At 73.5% G+C, this 15,965-nt stretch carries 15 protein-coding genes; 8 read left to right on the top strand and 7 right to left on the bottom strand.

All coding sequences use genetic code 11. From position 1 onward, the window contains the following. Positions 1-16 precede the first annotated feature (16 nt). From JOD48_RS15025 to secA, 4 genes are all read left to right on the top strand, one after another. Positions 17-769 carry a ComF family protein gene (locus tag JOD48_RS15025; protein ID WP_239528046.1) on the top strand — a complete coding sequence of 251 codons (753 nt, stop codon included), beginning with the start codon at positions 17-19 and terminating at the stop codon, positions 767-769. A 97-nt stretch (positions 770-866) separates the two neighbouring features. Further along, entirely contained in the window at positions 867-1,514 is a 648-nt protein-coding gene (gene hpf / locus JOD48_RS15020; RefSeq protein ID WP_204809659.1) for a ribosome hibernation-promoting factor, HPF/YfiA family, read from the top strand. A gap of 95 nt (positions 1,515-1,609) precedes the next feature. Beyond that, a complete protein-coding gene (locus JOD48_RS15015; protein WP_204809658.1) occupies positions 1,610-2,881 on the top strand; it encodes a winged helix-turn-helix domain-containing protein in 1,272 nt (423 codons plus the stop codon). 186 nt (positions 2,882-3,067) lie between these two features. Continuing rightward, entirely contained in the window at positions 3,068-6,088 is a 3,021-nt protein-coding gene (gene secA, locus JOD48_RS15010) for a preprotein translocase subunit SecA (protein WP_204809657.1), read from the top strand. Between the two features lie 31 nt (positions 6,089-6,119). On the opposite strand, the gene JOD48_RS15005 is transcribed toward secA, so the two are convergent. Beyond that, a complete protein-coding gene (locus tag JOD48_RS15005; RefSeq protein ID WP_191790828.1) occupies positions 6,120-6,647 on the bottom strand; it encodes an Rv3235 family protein in 528 nt (175 codons plus the stop codon). Between the two features lie 107 nt (positions 6,648-6,754). Beyond that, complete coding sequence (locus JOD48_RS15000; protein WP_204809656.1) at positions 6,755-7,876, bottom strand: LysM peptidoglycan-binding domain-containing protein; 1,122 nt, start codon at positions 7,874-7,876, stop codon at positions 6,755-6,757. Between the two features lie 172 nt (positions 7,877-8,048). On the opposite strand from JOD48_RS15000, the gene JOD48_RS14995 reads away from it, so the two are divergent. Next, positions 8,049-8,573, top strand: a complete 525-nt coding sequence (locus JOD48_RS14995; protein WP_191790827.1) for a hypothetical protein — start codon at positions 8,049-8,051, stop codon at positions 8,571-8,573. 106 nt (positions 8,574-8,679) lie between these two features. Here the strand turns inward: JOD48_RS14995 and JOD48_RS14990 are convergent, their stop codons facing one another. Further along, entirely contained in the window at positions 8,680-8,895 is a 216-nt protein-coding gene (locus JOD48_RS14990; protein WP_191790826.1) for a helix-turn-helix domain-containing protein, read from the bottom strand. A 177-nt stretch (positions 8,896-9,072) separates the two neighbouring features. Between JOD48_RS14990 and JOD48_RS14985 the strand changes: the two genes are divergently transcribed. The 3 genes from JOD48_RS14985 to JOD48_RS14975 are packed head-to-tail and all read left to right on the top strand — an operon-like array spanning position 9,073 to position 11,694. Beyond that, the gene (locus JOD48_RS14985) at positions 9,073-9,762 is read left to right on the top strand and encodes a hypothetical protein (RefSeq protein WP_204809655.1); all 690 of its coding nucleotides are present in this window, start codon (positions 9,073-9,075) and stop codon (positions 9,760-9,762) included. Next, entirely contained in the window at positions 9,759-11,165 is a 1,407-nt protein-coding gene (locus tag JOD48_RS14980; protein ID WP_239527418.1) for a CpaE/TadZ family protein, read from the top strand. The genes JOD48_RS14985 and JOD48_RS14980 overlap by 4 nt, the downstream gene beginning before the upstream one ends. Positions 11,166-11,169: 4 nt before the next feature. Continuing rightward, entirely contained in the window at positions 11,170-11,694 is a 525-nt protein-coding gene (locus tag JOD48_RS14975; RefSeq protein ID WP_204809654.1) for a DUF6912 family protein, read from the top strand. A gap of 155 nt (positions 11,695-11,849) precedes the next feature. Here the strand turns inward: JOD48_RS14975 and hisN are convergent, their stop codons facing one another. The 4 genes from hisN to JOD48_RS14955 form a co-directional block, all read right to left on the bottom strand. Next, on the bottom strand, positions 11,850-12,629 hold the full coding sequence (hisN, locus tag JOD48_RS14970; protein WP_204809653.1) for a histidinol-phosphatase: 780 nt from the start codon (positions 12,627-12,629) through the stop codon (positions 11,850-11,852). 3 nt (positions 12,630-12,632) lie between these two features. After that, positions 12,633-13,808 (bottom strand): ribosome small subunit-dependent GTPase A, encoded by a 1,176-nt coding sequence (rsgA, locus tag JOD48_RS14965; protein ID WP_204809652.1) that lies wholly within the window; start codon positions 13,806-13,808, stop codon positions 12,633-12,635. After that, positions 13,808-15,151, bottom strand: a complete 1,344-nt coding sequence (gene aroA / locus JOD48_RS14960) for a 3-phosphoshikimate 1-carboxyvinyltransferase (protein WP_191790821.1) — start codon at positions 15,149-15,151, stop codon at positions 13,808-13,810. The genes rsgA and aroA overlap by 1 nt, the downstream gene beginning before the upstream one ends. A gap of 167 nt (positions 15,152-15,318) precedes the next feature. Further along, positions 15,319-15,933 carry a DoxX family membrane protein gene (locus JOD48_RS14955; RefSeq protein ID WP_191790820.1) on the bottom strand — a complete coding sequence of 205 codons (615 nt, stop codon included), beginning with the start codon at positions 15,931-15,933 and terminating at the stop codon, positions 15,319-15,321. Positions 15,934-15,965: the final 32 nt, after the last annotated feature.

Here is a 15,965-nt window from a genome sequence, read left to right as displayed (position 1 = left end):
CCCGCGGCTCGACCGCATGGACGGGACCTCCCCCCTGCCGGTGTGGGCGCTCGCGCCGTACGCCGGCCCGCTGCGAGGGATCGTGGTCGCGTGGAAGGACAAGGGGCGACACGACCTCTCGAGGGACCTGGAGGCGGCCGCGTACCGCGCGGGACGGGCCGTCGCGCCCTGGGTGCGCGACGTCGTCGGGCAGGTGGGCGGACCGTGGGCAGGTGCGCCGTCACGCGTCCTGGTCGTGCCCGCACCGTCGTCCGCCGCGGCGCGCCGCGCGCGGGGTGCCGAACCGGTCCGGAGGCTCGCCCGCGCCGTCGCCCGGGGCCTCGTGGACGCGGGGATCGACGCGGTCGCCACCCCCGTCCTGGCGCAGCGCGGGCGGCGGGGACGGGACCAGGTGGGCCTGGGGTCGAGGAGCCGTGGCGCGCGCCTCCAGGGCGTCCGCGTCACCCGCGGAACGGCGCGGCAGGGCCTCCTGCGGCCTGGCGCGACCTGCCTCCTGGTGGACGACGTGCTCACCACGGGGGCCACGCTCGCGGCGTGCGAGCAGGCGCTGGAAGGCGCCGGTGCCGACGTCCTCGGTGCGGTCGTGCTCGCCGCGACGCCCCCTCCGCGGCGGGGTGACACGCCACCTGAAGTTCATCTTCCGCAGATGCTGCCTTTACCTACCGGGAGGGTTAACCTGGGGACCAGTCGTCACGGGGAACGATTGGTAGGGGACCCGTGCGGCCACAGAGCGATCGACCCGAGGCAAGGTCCTCGGGCAGGGAGGTGATAGGTACTCCGGATCCCCCTCGGGGGAACCAGACCCAGGACCACACGGGACGCTCTGGAAGCATCGAGAGCGTCCGAGACCCTTTGCGGAGGCTCACATGGAGATCGTTGTCGTCGGCAGGCACACGGAAGTGGCTGACCGCTTCCGCCGACACGTGGAAGAAAAGCTCGCGAAGTTCGAGCAGCTCGCACCGACCGCCCAGCGGATCGACGTCGAGGTCACCCACGAGAACAACCCCCGACTGTCCGAGGTGCGTGAGAGGGTCGAGCTGACCGTCCGCGCCAAGGGACCCGTCGTCCGCGCCGAGGCGGCAGCAGACGACCGGTTCGGGGCACTCGACCTGGCCATGAACAAGCTCCAGGAGAGGCTGCGACGAGTCAGCGACCGTCGCAAGGACCACCGCAACAACAACCCCGCACCGCCCGTCGACGTCCGGCCGTTCATCCCGGAGGACAAGACCCCCGGGCCCGCGCCGGAGCACCCGGCGGCTCCGGGAGACGCGGTCGAGACCCAGCTCGGCGACTCGCCCGTCGTCATCCGTCAGAAGCTCCACTCCGCAGAGCCCATGACGATCGACGACGCCCTCTACGAGATGGAGATGGTGGGCCACGACTTCTACCTCTTCGTCGACGTCGAGACGGCGCGCCCCTCGGTCGCCTACCGGCGCCGCGGCTGGAGCTACGGGGTCATCGCGCTCGACACCTCGTGCGCCGGCGGCCTGAAGACCGCGTCCGACGCGGGCTGACCGCCGCACCCAGCCGACCCGACGGGGTGGCGCCGCCGACCAGGCGGCGCCGCCCCGTCGGCGCGTCCGGGCGGGTGTCAGGGGCGCGCGGCAGGATGGGTCGGGTGAAGACCGAGTCGATGTCGCTCGCCCAGGCCCGCCGGGTCGCCCTCGCCGCGCAGGGCCTGCACGCCCCACGGCCCGACGACGCCGCGCCCCGGCAGGTCACGCTGCGTCAGGTGCAGCGCACCGTGGACCGGTTGGGGCTCCTGCAGATCGACTCGGTCAACGTCCTGGCCCGGGCCCACCTCGTCCCGCTGTACTCGCGGCTCGGCCCGTACGACGTGTCGCTGCTCGACCGCGCGGCGGGTCGCGCACCGCGACGGCTCGTCGAGTACTGGGCGCACGTCGCGTCCTACGTCCCGCCCGAGACCTACCGGCTCCTCGAGTGGCGCCAGCGCGCGTACCGTACCGAGGCCTGGGGGACGATCAGCGGGGTCGAGGCCTCGCACTCGGCCGTCGTGGAGCACGTCCGCCAGATCGTGGCCGAGCGCGGGCCGGTCACGGCGAGCGAGGTCCACGAGATCCTCGAGGCCCAGGGCATGGGCGAGGCGCGCGGCACCGTGGAGTGGGGCTGGAACTGGTCGCTCGCCAAGCGGGCCCTCGAGCTCCTCTTCTTCACGGGCGAGATCACGGCAGCGCGCCGCAACGCGGCGTTCGAGCGCTGCTACGACCTCACCGAGCGGGTCCTGCCGCCCGCGGTCCTCGCCGCACCGGCCGTGAGCGACGAGGACGCGGTCCGCCGCCTGCTGGAGATCGGGGCACGGGCGCACGGCGTCGGGACGCTGCGCTGCTTCCAGGACTACTTCCGGCTCAAGGGACCGGCCCCGCGCCGCGCGCTGGCCGAGCTCGTCGAGGACGGCGTGCTCCGTCCCGTCGAGGTCCGCGGCTGGGACGAGGCCACCTATCTGCACCGCGACGCCGCCCTCCCGCGCCGCGCCCAGGGGCGCGCTCTGCTCAGCCCCTTCGACCCTCTCGTCTTCGAGCGCACGCGCCTCGAACGGCTCTTCGGCACGTACTACCGCATCGAGATCTACGTGCCTGCGGCCAAGCGGGTCCACGGCTACTACGTGCTGCCGTTCCTCCAGGGGGACCGCATCACCGCGAAGGTCGACCTCAAGGCGGACCGTCGCGCCGGGCTGCTCCGCGTGCTGTCGGCGCACCGTGAGGAGCACGCCGACGCCGACACCGCGCCGGCTCTCGCGGCCGAGCTCCGCCTCATGGCGACCTGGCTCGGGATGGCGGACGTCGTCGTCGGGCCGTCGGGGGACCTGGCGCCGGCGCTCGCGGCCGAGGTCGGGCGGGTCGACGCCGGGGCGGCCGGGTAGGCCACGCGGGGCGTACGGCCACTTTCGCCGCAGAGCGAAACCACAGGTACCGGACAGAAGCCCACCCACCTGCCGGACTCGCCTACGATGGTCTGTGGTGTGATCCAGCCGACTGCCGCCAGGTGGTCGCCTCGCATTCGCCCCGGACCGTCCGGCCCGGGGGCGCGATCGATACGGGAGTACTGCGTGCCTGCGATCCTCGAGAAGGTCCTGCGCTTCGGCGAGGGCCGGATCCTGAAGAAGTTGTCCGGCCTGGCAGAGCAGGTCAACAAGCTGGAGCCCAGCTTCGAGGACCTGACCGACGAGGAGCTGCGCGAGGAGACCGACCGGTTCAAGGAACGGCTCGAGAACGGCGCGACGCTCGACGAGATCCTCCCCGAGGCGTTCGCCGCGGTCCGTGAGGCCGCCCGCCGCACCCTCGGGCAGCGCGCCTACGACGTGCAGCTCATGGGCGGCGCGGCCCTGCACCTGGGGAACATCGCCGAGATGAAGACCGGTGAGGGCAAGACCCTCGTCGGCACCTTCCCCGCGTACCTCAACGCGCTCACGGGCAAGGGCGTGCACGTCGTCACGGTCAACGACTACCTGGCCAAGTACCAGAGCGACCTGATGGGCCGCGTCTTCCGCGCCCTCGGCCTCACGACCGGCTGCATCATCTCCGGTCAGACGCCCGCTGTGCGTCGCGAGCAGTACGCCGCGGACATCACGTACGGCACGAACAACGAGTTCGGGTTCGACTACCTGCGCGACAACATGGCGTGGAGCACCGACGACCTGGTGCAGCGCGGCCACAACTTCGCGATCGTCGACGAGGTCGACTCGATCCTCATCGACGAGGCACGTACCCCGCTCATCATCTCGGGCCCCGCGTCGGGCGACGCGAACCGCTGGTACGGCGAGTTCGCCAAGGTGGTCCGCCGCCTGAGCCCGGAGACCGACTACGAGGTCGACGAGAAGAAGCGCACCATCGGCGTGCTCGAGCCCGGCATCGCGAAGGTCGAGGACTACCTCGGCATCGAGAACCTGTACGAGTCGCTCAACACGCCGCTCATCGGGTTCCTCAACAACGCGATCAAGGCCAAGGAGCTCTTCAAGCGCGACAAGGACTACGTCGTGCTCAACGGCGAGGTCATGATCGTCGACGAGCACACGGGCCGTATCCTCGCGGGCCGCCGCTACAACGAGGGCATGCACCAGGCGATCGAGGCCAAGGAGGGCGTGCAGATCAAAGCGGAGAACCAGACACTCGCCACGATCACGCTCCAGAACTACTTCCGCCTGTACGACAAGATCTCCGGGATGACCGGTACGGCCGACACCGAGGCCGCCGAGTTCCAGGGCACGTACAAGCTGGGCGTCGTGCCCATCCCCACGAACCGCAAGATGCAGCGCGTGGACCAGCCCGACCTCGTGTACAAGAACGAGGAGGGCAAGTTCGACGCCGTGGTCGCGGACATCGTCGAGCGCCACGCCGAGGGGCAGCCGGTCCTGGTCGGCACCACGAGCGTCGAGAAGTCCGAGCTCCTGTCCTCGAAGCTCAAGAAGCAGGGCGTCCCGCACGAGGTCCTCAACGCCAAGCAGCACGAGCGCGAGGCCGCGATCGTCGCGCAGGCGGGCCGCAAGGGCTCGGTCACTGTCGCGACCAACATGGCCGGCCGTGGTACCGACATCATGCTCGGTGGCAACGCCGAGTTCATGGCGGTCGCCGACCTCGCCGCGCGCGGGCTCGACGCCGCGGAGAACCCTGAGGAGTACGAGGCCGCGTGGCCCGAGGCCGTCGAGCGCGCCAAGGCCGCCGTGGCCGCGGAGCACGACGAGGTCACCGAGCTCGGCGGGCTCTACGTCCTGGGCACCGAGCGCCACGAGTCGCGCCGTATCGACAACCAGCTCCGTGGCCGTTCCGGCCGTCAGGGCGACCCGGGCGAGTCCCGCTTCTACCTGTCGATGCAGGACGACCTGATGCGCCTGTTCAACTCGGGTCTCGCCGAGTCCATGATGAACCGCGCGGGCTTCCCCGACGACGTGCCCCTCGAGTCGAAGATCGTCACGCGCGGCATCGCGAGCGCGCAGGGACAGGTCGAGGCGCGCAACTTCGAGATCCGCAAGAACGTCCTCAAGTACGACGACGTCCTCTCGCGCCAGCGCACCGTCATCTACGACGAGCGTCGCCGCGTGCTCCAGGGCGAGGACATGCAGGAGCAGGTCCAGCACTTCATCACGGACGTCGTCACGGCCTACGTCGACGGCGCCACGTCCGAGGGCAACCCGGAGCACTGGGACCTCGAGGCGCTGTGGACGGCGCTGCGCGCGGTGTACCCGGTCTCGATCGAGGTCGACGAGGTGCTCGAGCAGGCCGGGGGAGCCACGCGTCTGACGCGTGAGCTGATCCTCGAGGAGATCCTGTCCGACGCCCGCGTGGCCTACCAGGACCGCGAGGCGTCGCTGGGCAGCTCGAACATGCGTCAGCTCGAGCGCCGCGTGGTGCTCTCGGTGCTGGACCGCAAGTGGCGCGAGCACCTCTACGAGATGGACTACCTCAAGGAGGACATCGGCCTGCGCGCCATGGCGCAGCGCGACCCGCTGGTCGAGTACCAGCGCGAGGGCTTCCAGCTCTTCCAGGCCATGACCGAGGCCATCAAGGAGGAGTCGGTCGGCTTCCTGTTCAACCTCGAGGTCAAGGTCGCCGAGCCCGACGCGTCGCCGGTCAACCCGGTGTCGGCCGCGGCTGCCGCGCAGTCGGTGGCCGGTCAGGCGTTCGGCGGCACGGCCGGGGCCGCGGGGGCTGCTGCGGCGGCCGGAGCCGCGGCGAAGGCTGCGGCGGACGCCAAGGCGGCCGAGGCGGCACGGGTCCAGGCGGCGGCGCAGGCCGACGCAGACCGGCCTGTCGAGGACGCACCCGTCGACGACGAGATCGTGGACGCGCCGGTCGCTCCGGCCCCCAAGGCCGAGCCGACGCTCATCGCGAAGGGTCTCGACGGCCCGACCGAGCAGGTGCCGCTGCAGTACTCGGCTCCGTCCGACGACGGTTCGGGTCAGGCCGTGGTCTCAGGAGACGGCTCGCGCCGCGCCCGCCGCGCCCTGCACGGCGAGGCCACCGCGGTCGAGGGGGACGGGCGCACGTTCCCCGGCACGCCCCGCAACGCCAAGTGCCCCTGCGGCTCGGGCAAGAAGTACAAGCTCTGCCACGGTCTGAACGAAGAGGAGTAGCCCTCTCCACGAGGACACCCGCGAGCGGCGGTCAGCCGATCTCGAGGACCACGACGCGCCACACGCCGCGTCGGGCCTCGAGTCGGAGGGCCGCCGCTCGCACTCTGTCCATGTCCTCCAGGACGACCGTGGCCTCCGCCGTCGTGTCGCCGAGACGCACGAGCCGCGCACGACGGATCGCGACGGGCCGCGCGGCGGCGTCCACGCCGGCCGCTCCCTGCATCAGCAGTGCGCGTCGCCCCAGGGCGTCGAACACGTCCGGGGCGAGCCACCGCTGCAGCTGGGCCACGGGACGCTCACCGCGCAGGACCTCGACCGCGGCCCGGACGACCGAGCAGCAGATCGACGTCGGGTCCGGCAACGGGAGGTCCGGCGTCGACGTCACGGGTCGACCGTTGTCGCCGAGGTCTTCGGCGACCGGGAACTGCGGAGCGCCGCCGAAGGTCAGGACGCGCGGCGTCCGCGGTACCGCGCGAGGCAGGGTGGCCGGGCCGGCGAGTCGCGGCGTCGCACCGGAACGGAGCGTGCGGGGGTGCTGGCGGACGGTGGTGGTCGACATGGCGTTCTCCTGGGGTCGGCGAGGGCCGGCGCGTCGAGAGACGCCCGGTGGGACGGTGTACGGGGTTCTTGGCGTGGAGCGGAGGGCCGTGCGTGCCTGCGCTGAGGTCAGGCGGTGAGAGGGGCCTGCAGCACCTGTCCTGGTCGGATGAGGTCCGGATCCTGACCGATGACGTCCAGGTTCGCCGCGTACCAGCGCTGCCACTCGACGGTGATCTGGGCGTCGGTCGCGCCTTGTCCGAGGGCTCGTTCGGCGAGGGACCAGAGGGTGTCGCCGCGCAGGACCACGACCGAGACGCTCGAGGCGTCGGTCTGCGCGACGGACGACGGGACGGCGGCCAGGGAGCCGCCCGGGGTTGCGCCTCCGGGCGGGGGCGAGGCCAGCGGAGCGACCCCGGCGGACTGGGCGGGTGCGGCGCGCTGCGTGCCGCCCATCAGGCCACTGAGCGGGACATGGCCAGGGTTCGGCCCACCCGGCTCTGCCCCTGCGGGCGACGGGGTCGGGGCGGAGGCGCCCGTGTCGTGGGTGCGCGGTGCCTCGCTCACCGAGGCCGCCTCGGGCGCGCCGTCCGTGACGGAGGGGACGGGGGGCGCGTGGTCGATCGCCGCGGCCTCGGTCGCGGCGTCGGTGGTGCCCCCGTCCCGAGACTCGTCGGGTGAGCGCAGCGCCTCGGGCTTCTCGTCTGCGGCGGGGGCGAGCGGAACGACCGACGGTCCGGCACCGTGGCTCGCAGGGTCAGCGGTGCCGGTGGCCGCGGGAGCGGTGCTCTGCCATCCCAGATCGACGACGGCGGTGCTCGTCGCGGGCTCCGCGGGCTCGGTCTCCACAGCCTGGGCGCTCCCTGCCCCCAGGACGAGCCCGGCTCCGATCGACACCGCGACTCCGGAGCCGGCGAGCCGGCGGACGAGGACCGGGGCATGCAGCAGCACGAGTCGTTCTCCTGCTGCCCACCGGCGGCCCACGCCTCGCACGAGGACGCACGACGCGGCGAGGGCGGAGCTGAGCGACACCCAGGCCGCGAGCAGGCTTCCCGCGCCGACGAGCGGGATCTCCAGATAGGTCTCGAAGCGAGGGCTGGGGAGGTCGCCTGCGACGGACAGGGCTCGCAGGGCCAGCAGGACGCCGACGAGGCCCGCGGCGGTCGCGAGGGCGAGCAGAGCGGCCAGCCGTCGCCCCTGTCGTGGCACGACCCGCGCGCTCGCGCGGCCGGATCCGGGATGGTGCGCCATGCTTCCCCCTGGAGATGGACGACGACGTCGGGTCCGTGCTCGGAGCGATCATCGCGTTTGATGCAGTTTGATAGTGCTACATCAAACTAGATCGCACTTCTGTTGTCCACAGGAGGTTCGTAGTTCGGACACCCCTGGACGAAACCCCCGGGCCTGCCGCTACGGTGTGGGCGTGCGCTGGGACCTGCTGTTCGCCGACCTCGTGGCACAGCTCGACGCCGGCGACGCCCAGGCCGACGCCCACGTGCTCGCGGACCTCACGCGTGCCGAGCAGGCCACGATCACGCTCGGGGACCGACTCCGCGCGAGCGTGCTCGGCCCGCCGCTCGGTGTGCGGCTCACCGACGGGTCGCGGCTGACCGGACAGGTCAGAGCGGTCGCGTCCGACTGGTTCCTGCTCGAGGACGGGAACCGGCGGCACGTCGTACCCCTGCTCGCGGCCACGGTGATCGACGGGCTCGCCACGCACGCCGTCCGCGGCCCTTCGGGCACGGGAGCCGGGCGCGGGCTTCCTGCCCTGCTGAGGACGCTCATGCGAGACCGTGCCGTCGTCCACGTGCGGACGCTCGCCGGCGAGCTCGACGGTCGTGTCGCGCGGGTCGGCAAGGACCACCTGGACCTCTTGGCCACCTCGGGCGGCGCCCGGGCGAGTCACGTCGTCCCGTTCGTCGCGCTCGTGTGCGTGAGCGAGACCTAGGCGAGACCAGGGGCGGACCGGATGCAGGGGGAGCAGGGGGAGCAGGGGAGCGCGTCGCGTGACGTGCATGCCGCGCCGACGGCGGGCAGCGGCACGCGGCGGGGGGTCAGGACTCGAAGTCGCCCGCGTCGATGCGGGTACGCGTCTGGGCGTACATGCGCTGGATGTAGCCCTCGAGCTCGCTGGCCTCGACCCTCCACTGGCCTCGTCCGCCGACCTGGATCGCGGGGAGCTCACCGCTGCGGACCAGGGCGTACGCCTGGGCCGCCGAGATGTTGAGCTCCTCCGTGACGTCCGCGAGGGTGAGGAAGCGCTGTGACATGGCCACAGTCTTTCACGGCACCGATACCGGTCCTGGTTGTCCACAGGCGATGCCCTGCTCGCCCCATCCCCACGCTCCGCTCGGCATGATGGCTCCCAGTCCCCGGGGTGCCCGCGGCTCCGGGGCGTGGCGCCCGACCCAGACCGCCCGATCCGCCCGACGACGAAACGGACCCTCATGACGAGCACCCTCGACCCGCTGCCGACCCCCACCGTCGCCCGGCTGCGGCGCCCCGGTTGGCGGGACCCTCGCCTCCTCCTCGGTCTCGTGCTCGTCGCCGCCTCGGTCGCCCTCGGCTCGTGGGCCGTGTCCTCGGCCGGTCGGACCGTCGCCGTCTACGCCGCAGCCGGACCGCTCACGCCGGGTGAGCCGGTCGACGCGAGCAGCCTCCGGACCGTCGAGGTGCGCCTCGGGGCTGGGGACGAGAAGTACTTCCCCGCGGGGCAGGCGCTCCCCGACGACCTGGTGGCGTTGCGGGTCGTGGGCGACGGTGAGCTCGTGGCCCGCACCGCGGTGGGCGGGGCGGCAGAGCTGGCCGTTCGCGCCGTGGCGGTCCCGGTCACCGCCGCGCTGTCGGACAGGGTCACGGACGGCACGCTCGTGGACGTCTGGTTCATCCCGGCAGTCGAGGACGGGAGCGTGGCCGGCGCGGGCGAGAAGGGTGTCGGGGAGGGCGCGCGCGAGCCGTACGCGCTCGCCTCGCAGGTCGTGGTCGCTCAGGTCGCGGAGACCTCGGGGACGCTCGTGACGGGAGGGCCGACCACGCTCCACGTGCTGGTGCCCACGGACGACCTCCCCGGAGTCCTGGCCGCGCTCGCGGCCGAGGGCGAGATCGCGGTCGTGCCCGTCCCCGGGGGTGGAGCATGACCGCGGATGCGACCCTCCCGGTCGCCGCCGTGCTGTGCGCGGTGCGCGGCAGCGGTGAGACCGCGGTCGTCACGGCGCTCACGGCGCCCGGGTCCGGAGTCTCCGTGGCCCGTCGGTGCGCGGACCTCACGGAGCTCCTCGCCGCAGCCGGGGCCGGCGCGGGCACGGCCGCGATCATCTCGGCCGACCTCCCCGGGATCAACCGCGAGACGGTCGCGCACCTGCACGCGTGCGGCGTGCGGGTCGTCGCGCTCGCAGGGGACCAGGACTGGGTCGCGGACCGACTCCGCGCCGTGGGCGTCGACGTCGTTCTCGACGAAGACACCCCGAGCACGGTCCTCGTCGCGACGGTCCGTGACGAGGCGCACGGACGCGGACGCCACGACGACGGGGGAGGACCGCCACCGGGAGACGTCCCCGGTGGGCAGGGCGGGACGGGCGACGGCCGGGTCCGGCGGCGGGGCAAGGTCGTCGCGGTCTGGGGTCCGACCGGGGCCCCCGGGCGGACGACGCTCGCGGTGCACCTCGCGGCCGAGCTGGCCGGTGCGGGCGACCGGCGGGCGCACAGCGGCGGGCGACGTCGACGCCGAGGGCGAGGCGCGCCGTCGGGCACGGACGGGAGCCGGACCGACGAGGTCCTCCTGGTCGACGCAGACACCTACGCAGGGTCCGTCGCCCAGCACCTCGGTCTGCTCGACGAGTCACCAGGGCTCGCGGCGGCGGCCCGCAGCGCGGGGCAGGGCACCCTCGAGCTCGCGGGCCTGGCACGCCTGGCCCCGCTCGTCGTGCCGCGACTGCGCGTCCTGACCGGCATCTCGCGCGCCGCGCGCTGGCCCGAGCTCCCGCCGACCTCGCTCGACGTCGTCTGGGAGCTGTCCCGGGCGCTGGCCGACTGGACCGTGATCGACTGCGGGTTCGGGCTCGAGCAGGACGAGCTGCTGTCCTACGACACGCGCGCCCCGCAGCGCAACGGGGCGACGCTCAGCGCGCTCGCGGCGGCAGACGTCGTGCTGGTCGTCGGCGGCTCGGACGCGGTGGGGATCCAACGGCTCGTCCGCGGACTGGGAGACCTCGCCGACAGCGGCGCGACGAGCGGGGCGCTGCGGATCGTGGTCGCGAACCGGGTCCGGTCCTCGGCGGCCGGCCCCCGGCCCGATGCTGCGGTGAGGGAGGCGCTCGGCCGGTACGGCGGGGTCACGGACCTGCACGTCGTCCCGGACGACCGGGTGACCCTCGACGCGGCGCTGCTCGCGGGCAGGACGCTCGCCGAGCACGCACCCGAGACCCTGGTCCGTCGGGCCGTCGCGGAGCTCGCGCAGCGCGTCCGGACGGACGTCGGTGCCGTTCCGGGCACGGCCCCGCCGGGCGGACCACGCGAACGCGTCCCGGAACCGGCACACTGATCCCATGCGCATCTACGTTCCCGCCACCGTCGACGAGCTCGACGCCGTCACCGTGACCGGCGACGAGGCCGTCTGGTCCCTCGCTCCGCGAGCCGCCCACGCCGTCACGTCCGCCCTCTCCCGCGAGCTGCCCGACGAGGACGAGGAGGGGCTGGAGTTCGCCGCGGCCCTCGAGGCCGCCGACGACTCCCTCGCGCTCATCGCCGGTCGCGTCGGCGCCCCGCGTCAGCGTCTCGTCGTCACGGTCGAGGTGCCCGACGAGATGGTCGCGCTGACCCAGCCCGGCGACGACGAGTCTGCCGACGACCTCGCGCCCAGCGCGGTCGACGTCACGGCGTCCATCCCCGAGGTGCGCATCGTGTGCGTCCACGTCGACGAGCCCGAGGCCGCGAGGGACATCGCCGAGGTCTTCGCGGCCGCCGACGAGGACCGCGACGAGGACCTCGACGCCGCGCTCGACCGCGTGAGCGAGCGCGACCTGCTCTGGTACGACTGGTCGGAGCTCAAGAGCGTCCCCCGCGCCAAGTAACCTGTCGCGCAGCGTCAGGGTGTCGAGAACGGACCTGAGGCCGCCATCCACCGGATGACGACCTCAGGTCCGTTCTCGTCCGCCGGGCGCCCGGCGAGTCGGGCGAGCGGGCAGCAGGGCGAGCAGGCAGCGGGGCAGCCGCCCGGCCGGCCCTGTCAGGAGAGGCGGCCCAGGATCTCGTCGTGGAGCAGGCCGTTCGTGGCGACCGCGTTGCCGCCCCACGGCCCGGGAGAGCCGTCGAGGGACGTGAACGTCCCGCCGGCCTCGGTGACGATGGGGACCAGTGCCGCCATGTCGTAGAGCTCGAGCTCGGGCTCCGCGGCCGCGTCCACGGCCCCCTCGGCCACGAGCATGTAGGACCAGAAGTCGCCGTAGGCCCGCGTCCGCCAGGTCTCGCGGGTCAGGTCGAGGAACGCGTCGAGCTTGCCGCGCTCCTCCCACCCGGACAGCGACGAGTACGACAGCGAGGCGTCGCCGAGCTTGCCGACCTGCGAGACGCGCAGCCTGCTCGCTGCCGCGAGCGAGCGCCCGCTCCACGCGCCCGTGCCCTTGGCGGCCCACCAGCGGCGGCCCAGGGCAGGAGCGGACACGAGCCCGACGACGATCTCGTCGCCGTCGGCCAGCGCGATGAGCGTGGCCCACACCGGGACCCCGCGCACGAAGTTCTTGGTCCCGTCGATCGGGTCGATGATCCAGCGGCGGGCGCCGTGCCCGGTCTCGCCGAACTCCTCACCGACGATCGCGTCGCGCCCGCGGGCCCGCGAGAGGTGGCTGCGGATGATCTCCTCCGCGGCGCGGTCGGCGTCGCTGACCGGGGTGTTGTCCGGCTTGGACTCCACGGACAGGTCGAGGGCCTTGAAGCGGGACATGGTGTGCGAGTCGACCTGGTCGGCGATCACGTGAGCCAGGCGCAGGTCGTCGTCGTAGGTCGGCATGGCTCACACCGTACCGGTGCGCGCCGCCAGCAGACGTCGGAACGACTCGACACGCGCGGTACGCGCCGCCTTCTCGTCCTCGGGGGACGCCTCGAGCCAGTCGTCGAGCGCGCAGTCGGGTGCCCCGTCGAGGTGCGTGCAGCCGCGCGGGCAGTCCTCGGCGACCACGTCGAGATCGTCGAACGCCTTGAGGAGGTTCTCGACGTCGACGTGGGCGAGCCCGAACGACCGCACGCCGGGCGTGTCGATGACCCACCCCGCGGGGTTGCCGTCGGCGTCGGGCAGGCGCAGCGCGACGGCCGACGTCGACGTGTGCCGCCCGCGGCCCGTGACGTCGTTGACGACGCCCGTGGCCCGGTACGCGTCCGGCACCAGGGCGTTGACGAGCGTCGACTTGCCGACGCCCGAGTGGCCCACGAGGACCGACGTGCGGCCCTCGAGCTCGGCGCGCACGGCCTCGAGCGGCTCGATGCGCCACGCGTCCTCGGCCGCGTCGGAGGCGTTGTGGCCGGGCTCGTCGCCGTGCCCGCCGTGCCCGCCGTGCCCGCCGTGCCCGCCGTGCTCGCCGTGCCCAGCCCCGTCGCCGGTGCCGGCCCCGGCGAGAGCATCATCGTGCACCCGCCGCGTGACGACGACCTTGACCCCGATGGGCTCGTAGAGCTCGCGCAGCGGCGCCGCGTCGGCGAGGTCCGCCTTGGTGAGGCACAGCAGGACGTCCATGCCCGCGTCGTAGGCGGCCACGACGCAGCGGTCGATCATGCGGGTGCGGGGCTCGGGCTGGGCCAGGGCCGTGACGATCACGAGCTGGTCGGCGTTGGCGACGATGATGCGCTCGTACGGGTCGGTGTCGTCGGCCGTGCGCCGCAGGGTCGAGGTGCGTTCCTGGATACGGACGATGCGCGCGAGCGTGCCGTCCTCGCCCGTGGTGTCGCCCACGATGTCCACGCGGTCGCCGCACACCACGCGGTTGCGGGTCAGCTCGCGCGCCTTCATCGCGAGGATGGTGCGCTCGGTCGGCAGGTCCTCGTCGAGCAGGAGCGTGTAGCGCCCGCGGTCGACGCCCGTGACGAGACCGGTCTCGGCGTCCTCGTGCTGTGGACGCTGCTTGGTCCGCGGGCGGGAGTTCTTGTTGCTCGCCCGGTCGTGGAAGTCGGACTCGTCGCGGACGCGCCGCGCCATCAGCTCGCCGATCCCGTGGCGCTCAGCATGCGGTCCCACATGGCGGTGAACCCGGGCAGGGTCTTGGCGGTCGTCTCGACGTCCTCCACGAGCACGCCGGGCACGCGCAGCCCGATCAGCGCGCCCGAGGTCGCCATGCGGTGGTCGTGGTAGGTGCGGAACGTGGCGCCGCGCAGCGGGCGCGGCGTGATGACGAGCCCGTCGTGCGTCTGCTCGGCCTGCCCGCCGAGGCGCGTGATCTCGGTCGCGAGCGCGGCCAGGCGGTCGGTCTCGTGCCCGCGCAGGTGCGCGATGCCGCGCAGGCGGCTGGGGGAGTCGGCGATCGCGGCGAGGGCCGCGATGGTCGGGGCGAGCTCGCCCGCCTCGTGGAGGTCGACGTCGATCCCGCGGACCTCGCCCGTCCCGGTCACGGCCATGACCCCGTCCGCCAGCTCGGCGCGGCCGCCCATCGCGGTGAGGAGCTCGGCCATCATGGCGCCCGGCTGGGTCGTGACGGCGGGCCAGCCGGGGACGCGCACGGTCCCGCCGACCACGAGGGCCGCGGCGAGGAACGGCCCGGCGTTCGAGAGGTCGGGCTCGACGTACACGTCGCGCGCGGCGATCGGCCCGGGGGAGACGGTCCAGATCGTGGGGCGCGAGTCGTCGACCTCGACGCCGACCTCGCGCAGGACCTCCACGGTCATGTCGATGTGGGGCACGCTCGGCAGCGTCGGGCCGGTGTGGCGCAGCGTGACGCCCTCCTCGAAGCGCGCGGCGGCGAGCAGCAGGCCCGAGACGAACTGGCTCGACCCCGACGCGTCGACGTCGACGTGCCCGCCGCGCACCGCGCCGCGTCCCGTGATGGTGAACGGCAGCGTGTCCTTGCCCTCGACCGGCACACCCAGGTCGCGCAGCGCGTCGAGCACAGGCCCCATGGGGCGCACGCGTGCACCCTCGTCGCCGTCGAACCGCACGGTGCCGTCGGCGAGGGCCGCGACCGCGGGGACGAAGCGCATGACCGTGCCGGCGAGGCCGCAGTCGATCTCGGCGGGGCCGTGCAGCGCGCCGGGCGTCACGTGCAGCTCGCTCGGGTCGTCGCCCTCGGTGATGCCCACGCCCAGGTCGCGCAGCGCCGCGGCCATGAGGTCGGTGTCGCGGCTGCGGAGCGCGCCGCGCAGCACGCCGGGCCCGTCGGCGAGGGCCGCGAGCACGAGGAGGCGGTTGGTGAGCGACTTGGAGCCCGGGACCGCGACGGTCGCGTCGAGCGGGGCACCGGCGGTCGTGCCCGTCCGGCTGGGCGCGGGCCACGCCGGTAGCGCGGGGGTCGTCTCGGCGGGGCGGGCGGCAGGAAGGTCGCTGGTCACATGCCCCAGGTTATGGCACCGGGACTCGGGAAGGGCCTTCCGTCCGGTCCTCGGCCGGGCCCGTCCGCGGCCCGACGGCGTCGCTCACCTGTCGTGGTCGGGCTGCGGTGAGCGACGCGTCGGCCGCGCCGGGCGTGCCGGGCGCGCCGTCCGTGCCGTTAGTGCCGTCAGTGCGAGACGGCGCCCTTGACGGCACCGGTCGCCGAGCTCGCGGCGCGTCGCGCCGTCCTGCCCGCCTTCCGGGTGCTCGCCGTCACGGCGTGCGTGGCCTTGTCCGTCACGGACTCGACCTTGTGCTTGGCCGCGTCGACCTGGTGCTTGGCGTTCTTGGCGAGGTCGATGTCCTTGCGGGCGCGGTCGACGCGCCAGCGGACGCCGGGGCGACCCTCGTAGTCGGCCCCGGCGATGAGAGCCGCGCCGATCGCGCCCAGGTTGGCCACGAACTTGCGGGTGCGCACGTCGCGAGGCACGTCGCTCGGGGTGAAGGGCTGGTTGACGACCGCGAGGGGGACGCTCAGGGCCGCGAGCGTGAGGGCCGCGGTCCGTGGGGCCTTGCCGACCGCGAGGAACAGCCCGGCCACGGCGGTCGCGGCGCCGTGCGCGCGGACGAGCGCCGAGACCTGCTTCTCGCTGAGGGGCTCCTCGACGCCGAGCTGCTGGCCGACGAGGCTCACGCCCCGCCGGGCGGCGCGCACGTGCTCCGCGGGCTTGAGGGCGGCCTGCACGCCGTCGTAGATGAACCAGGAGGCCAGCATGGGCCTCGCGACGTGACGCAGCAGCATCGGTGGGTCTCCTTCGTCGAGCGGGTGCCGGT

The sequence above is a fragment of the Oerskovia paurometabola genome, from assembly GCF_016907365.1.
Taxonomy (GTDB): Bacteria; Actinomycetota; Actinomycetes; order Actinomycetales; family Cellulomonadaceae; genus Oerskovia; species Oerskovia paurometabola.
Note: the sequence above shows the minus strand (reverse complement) of the source record. Positions and strands in the feature narration are given on the sequence as shown.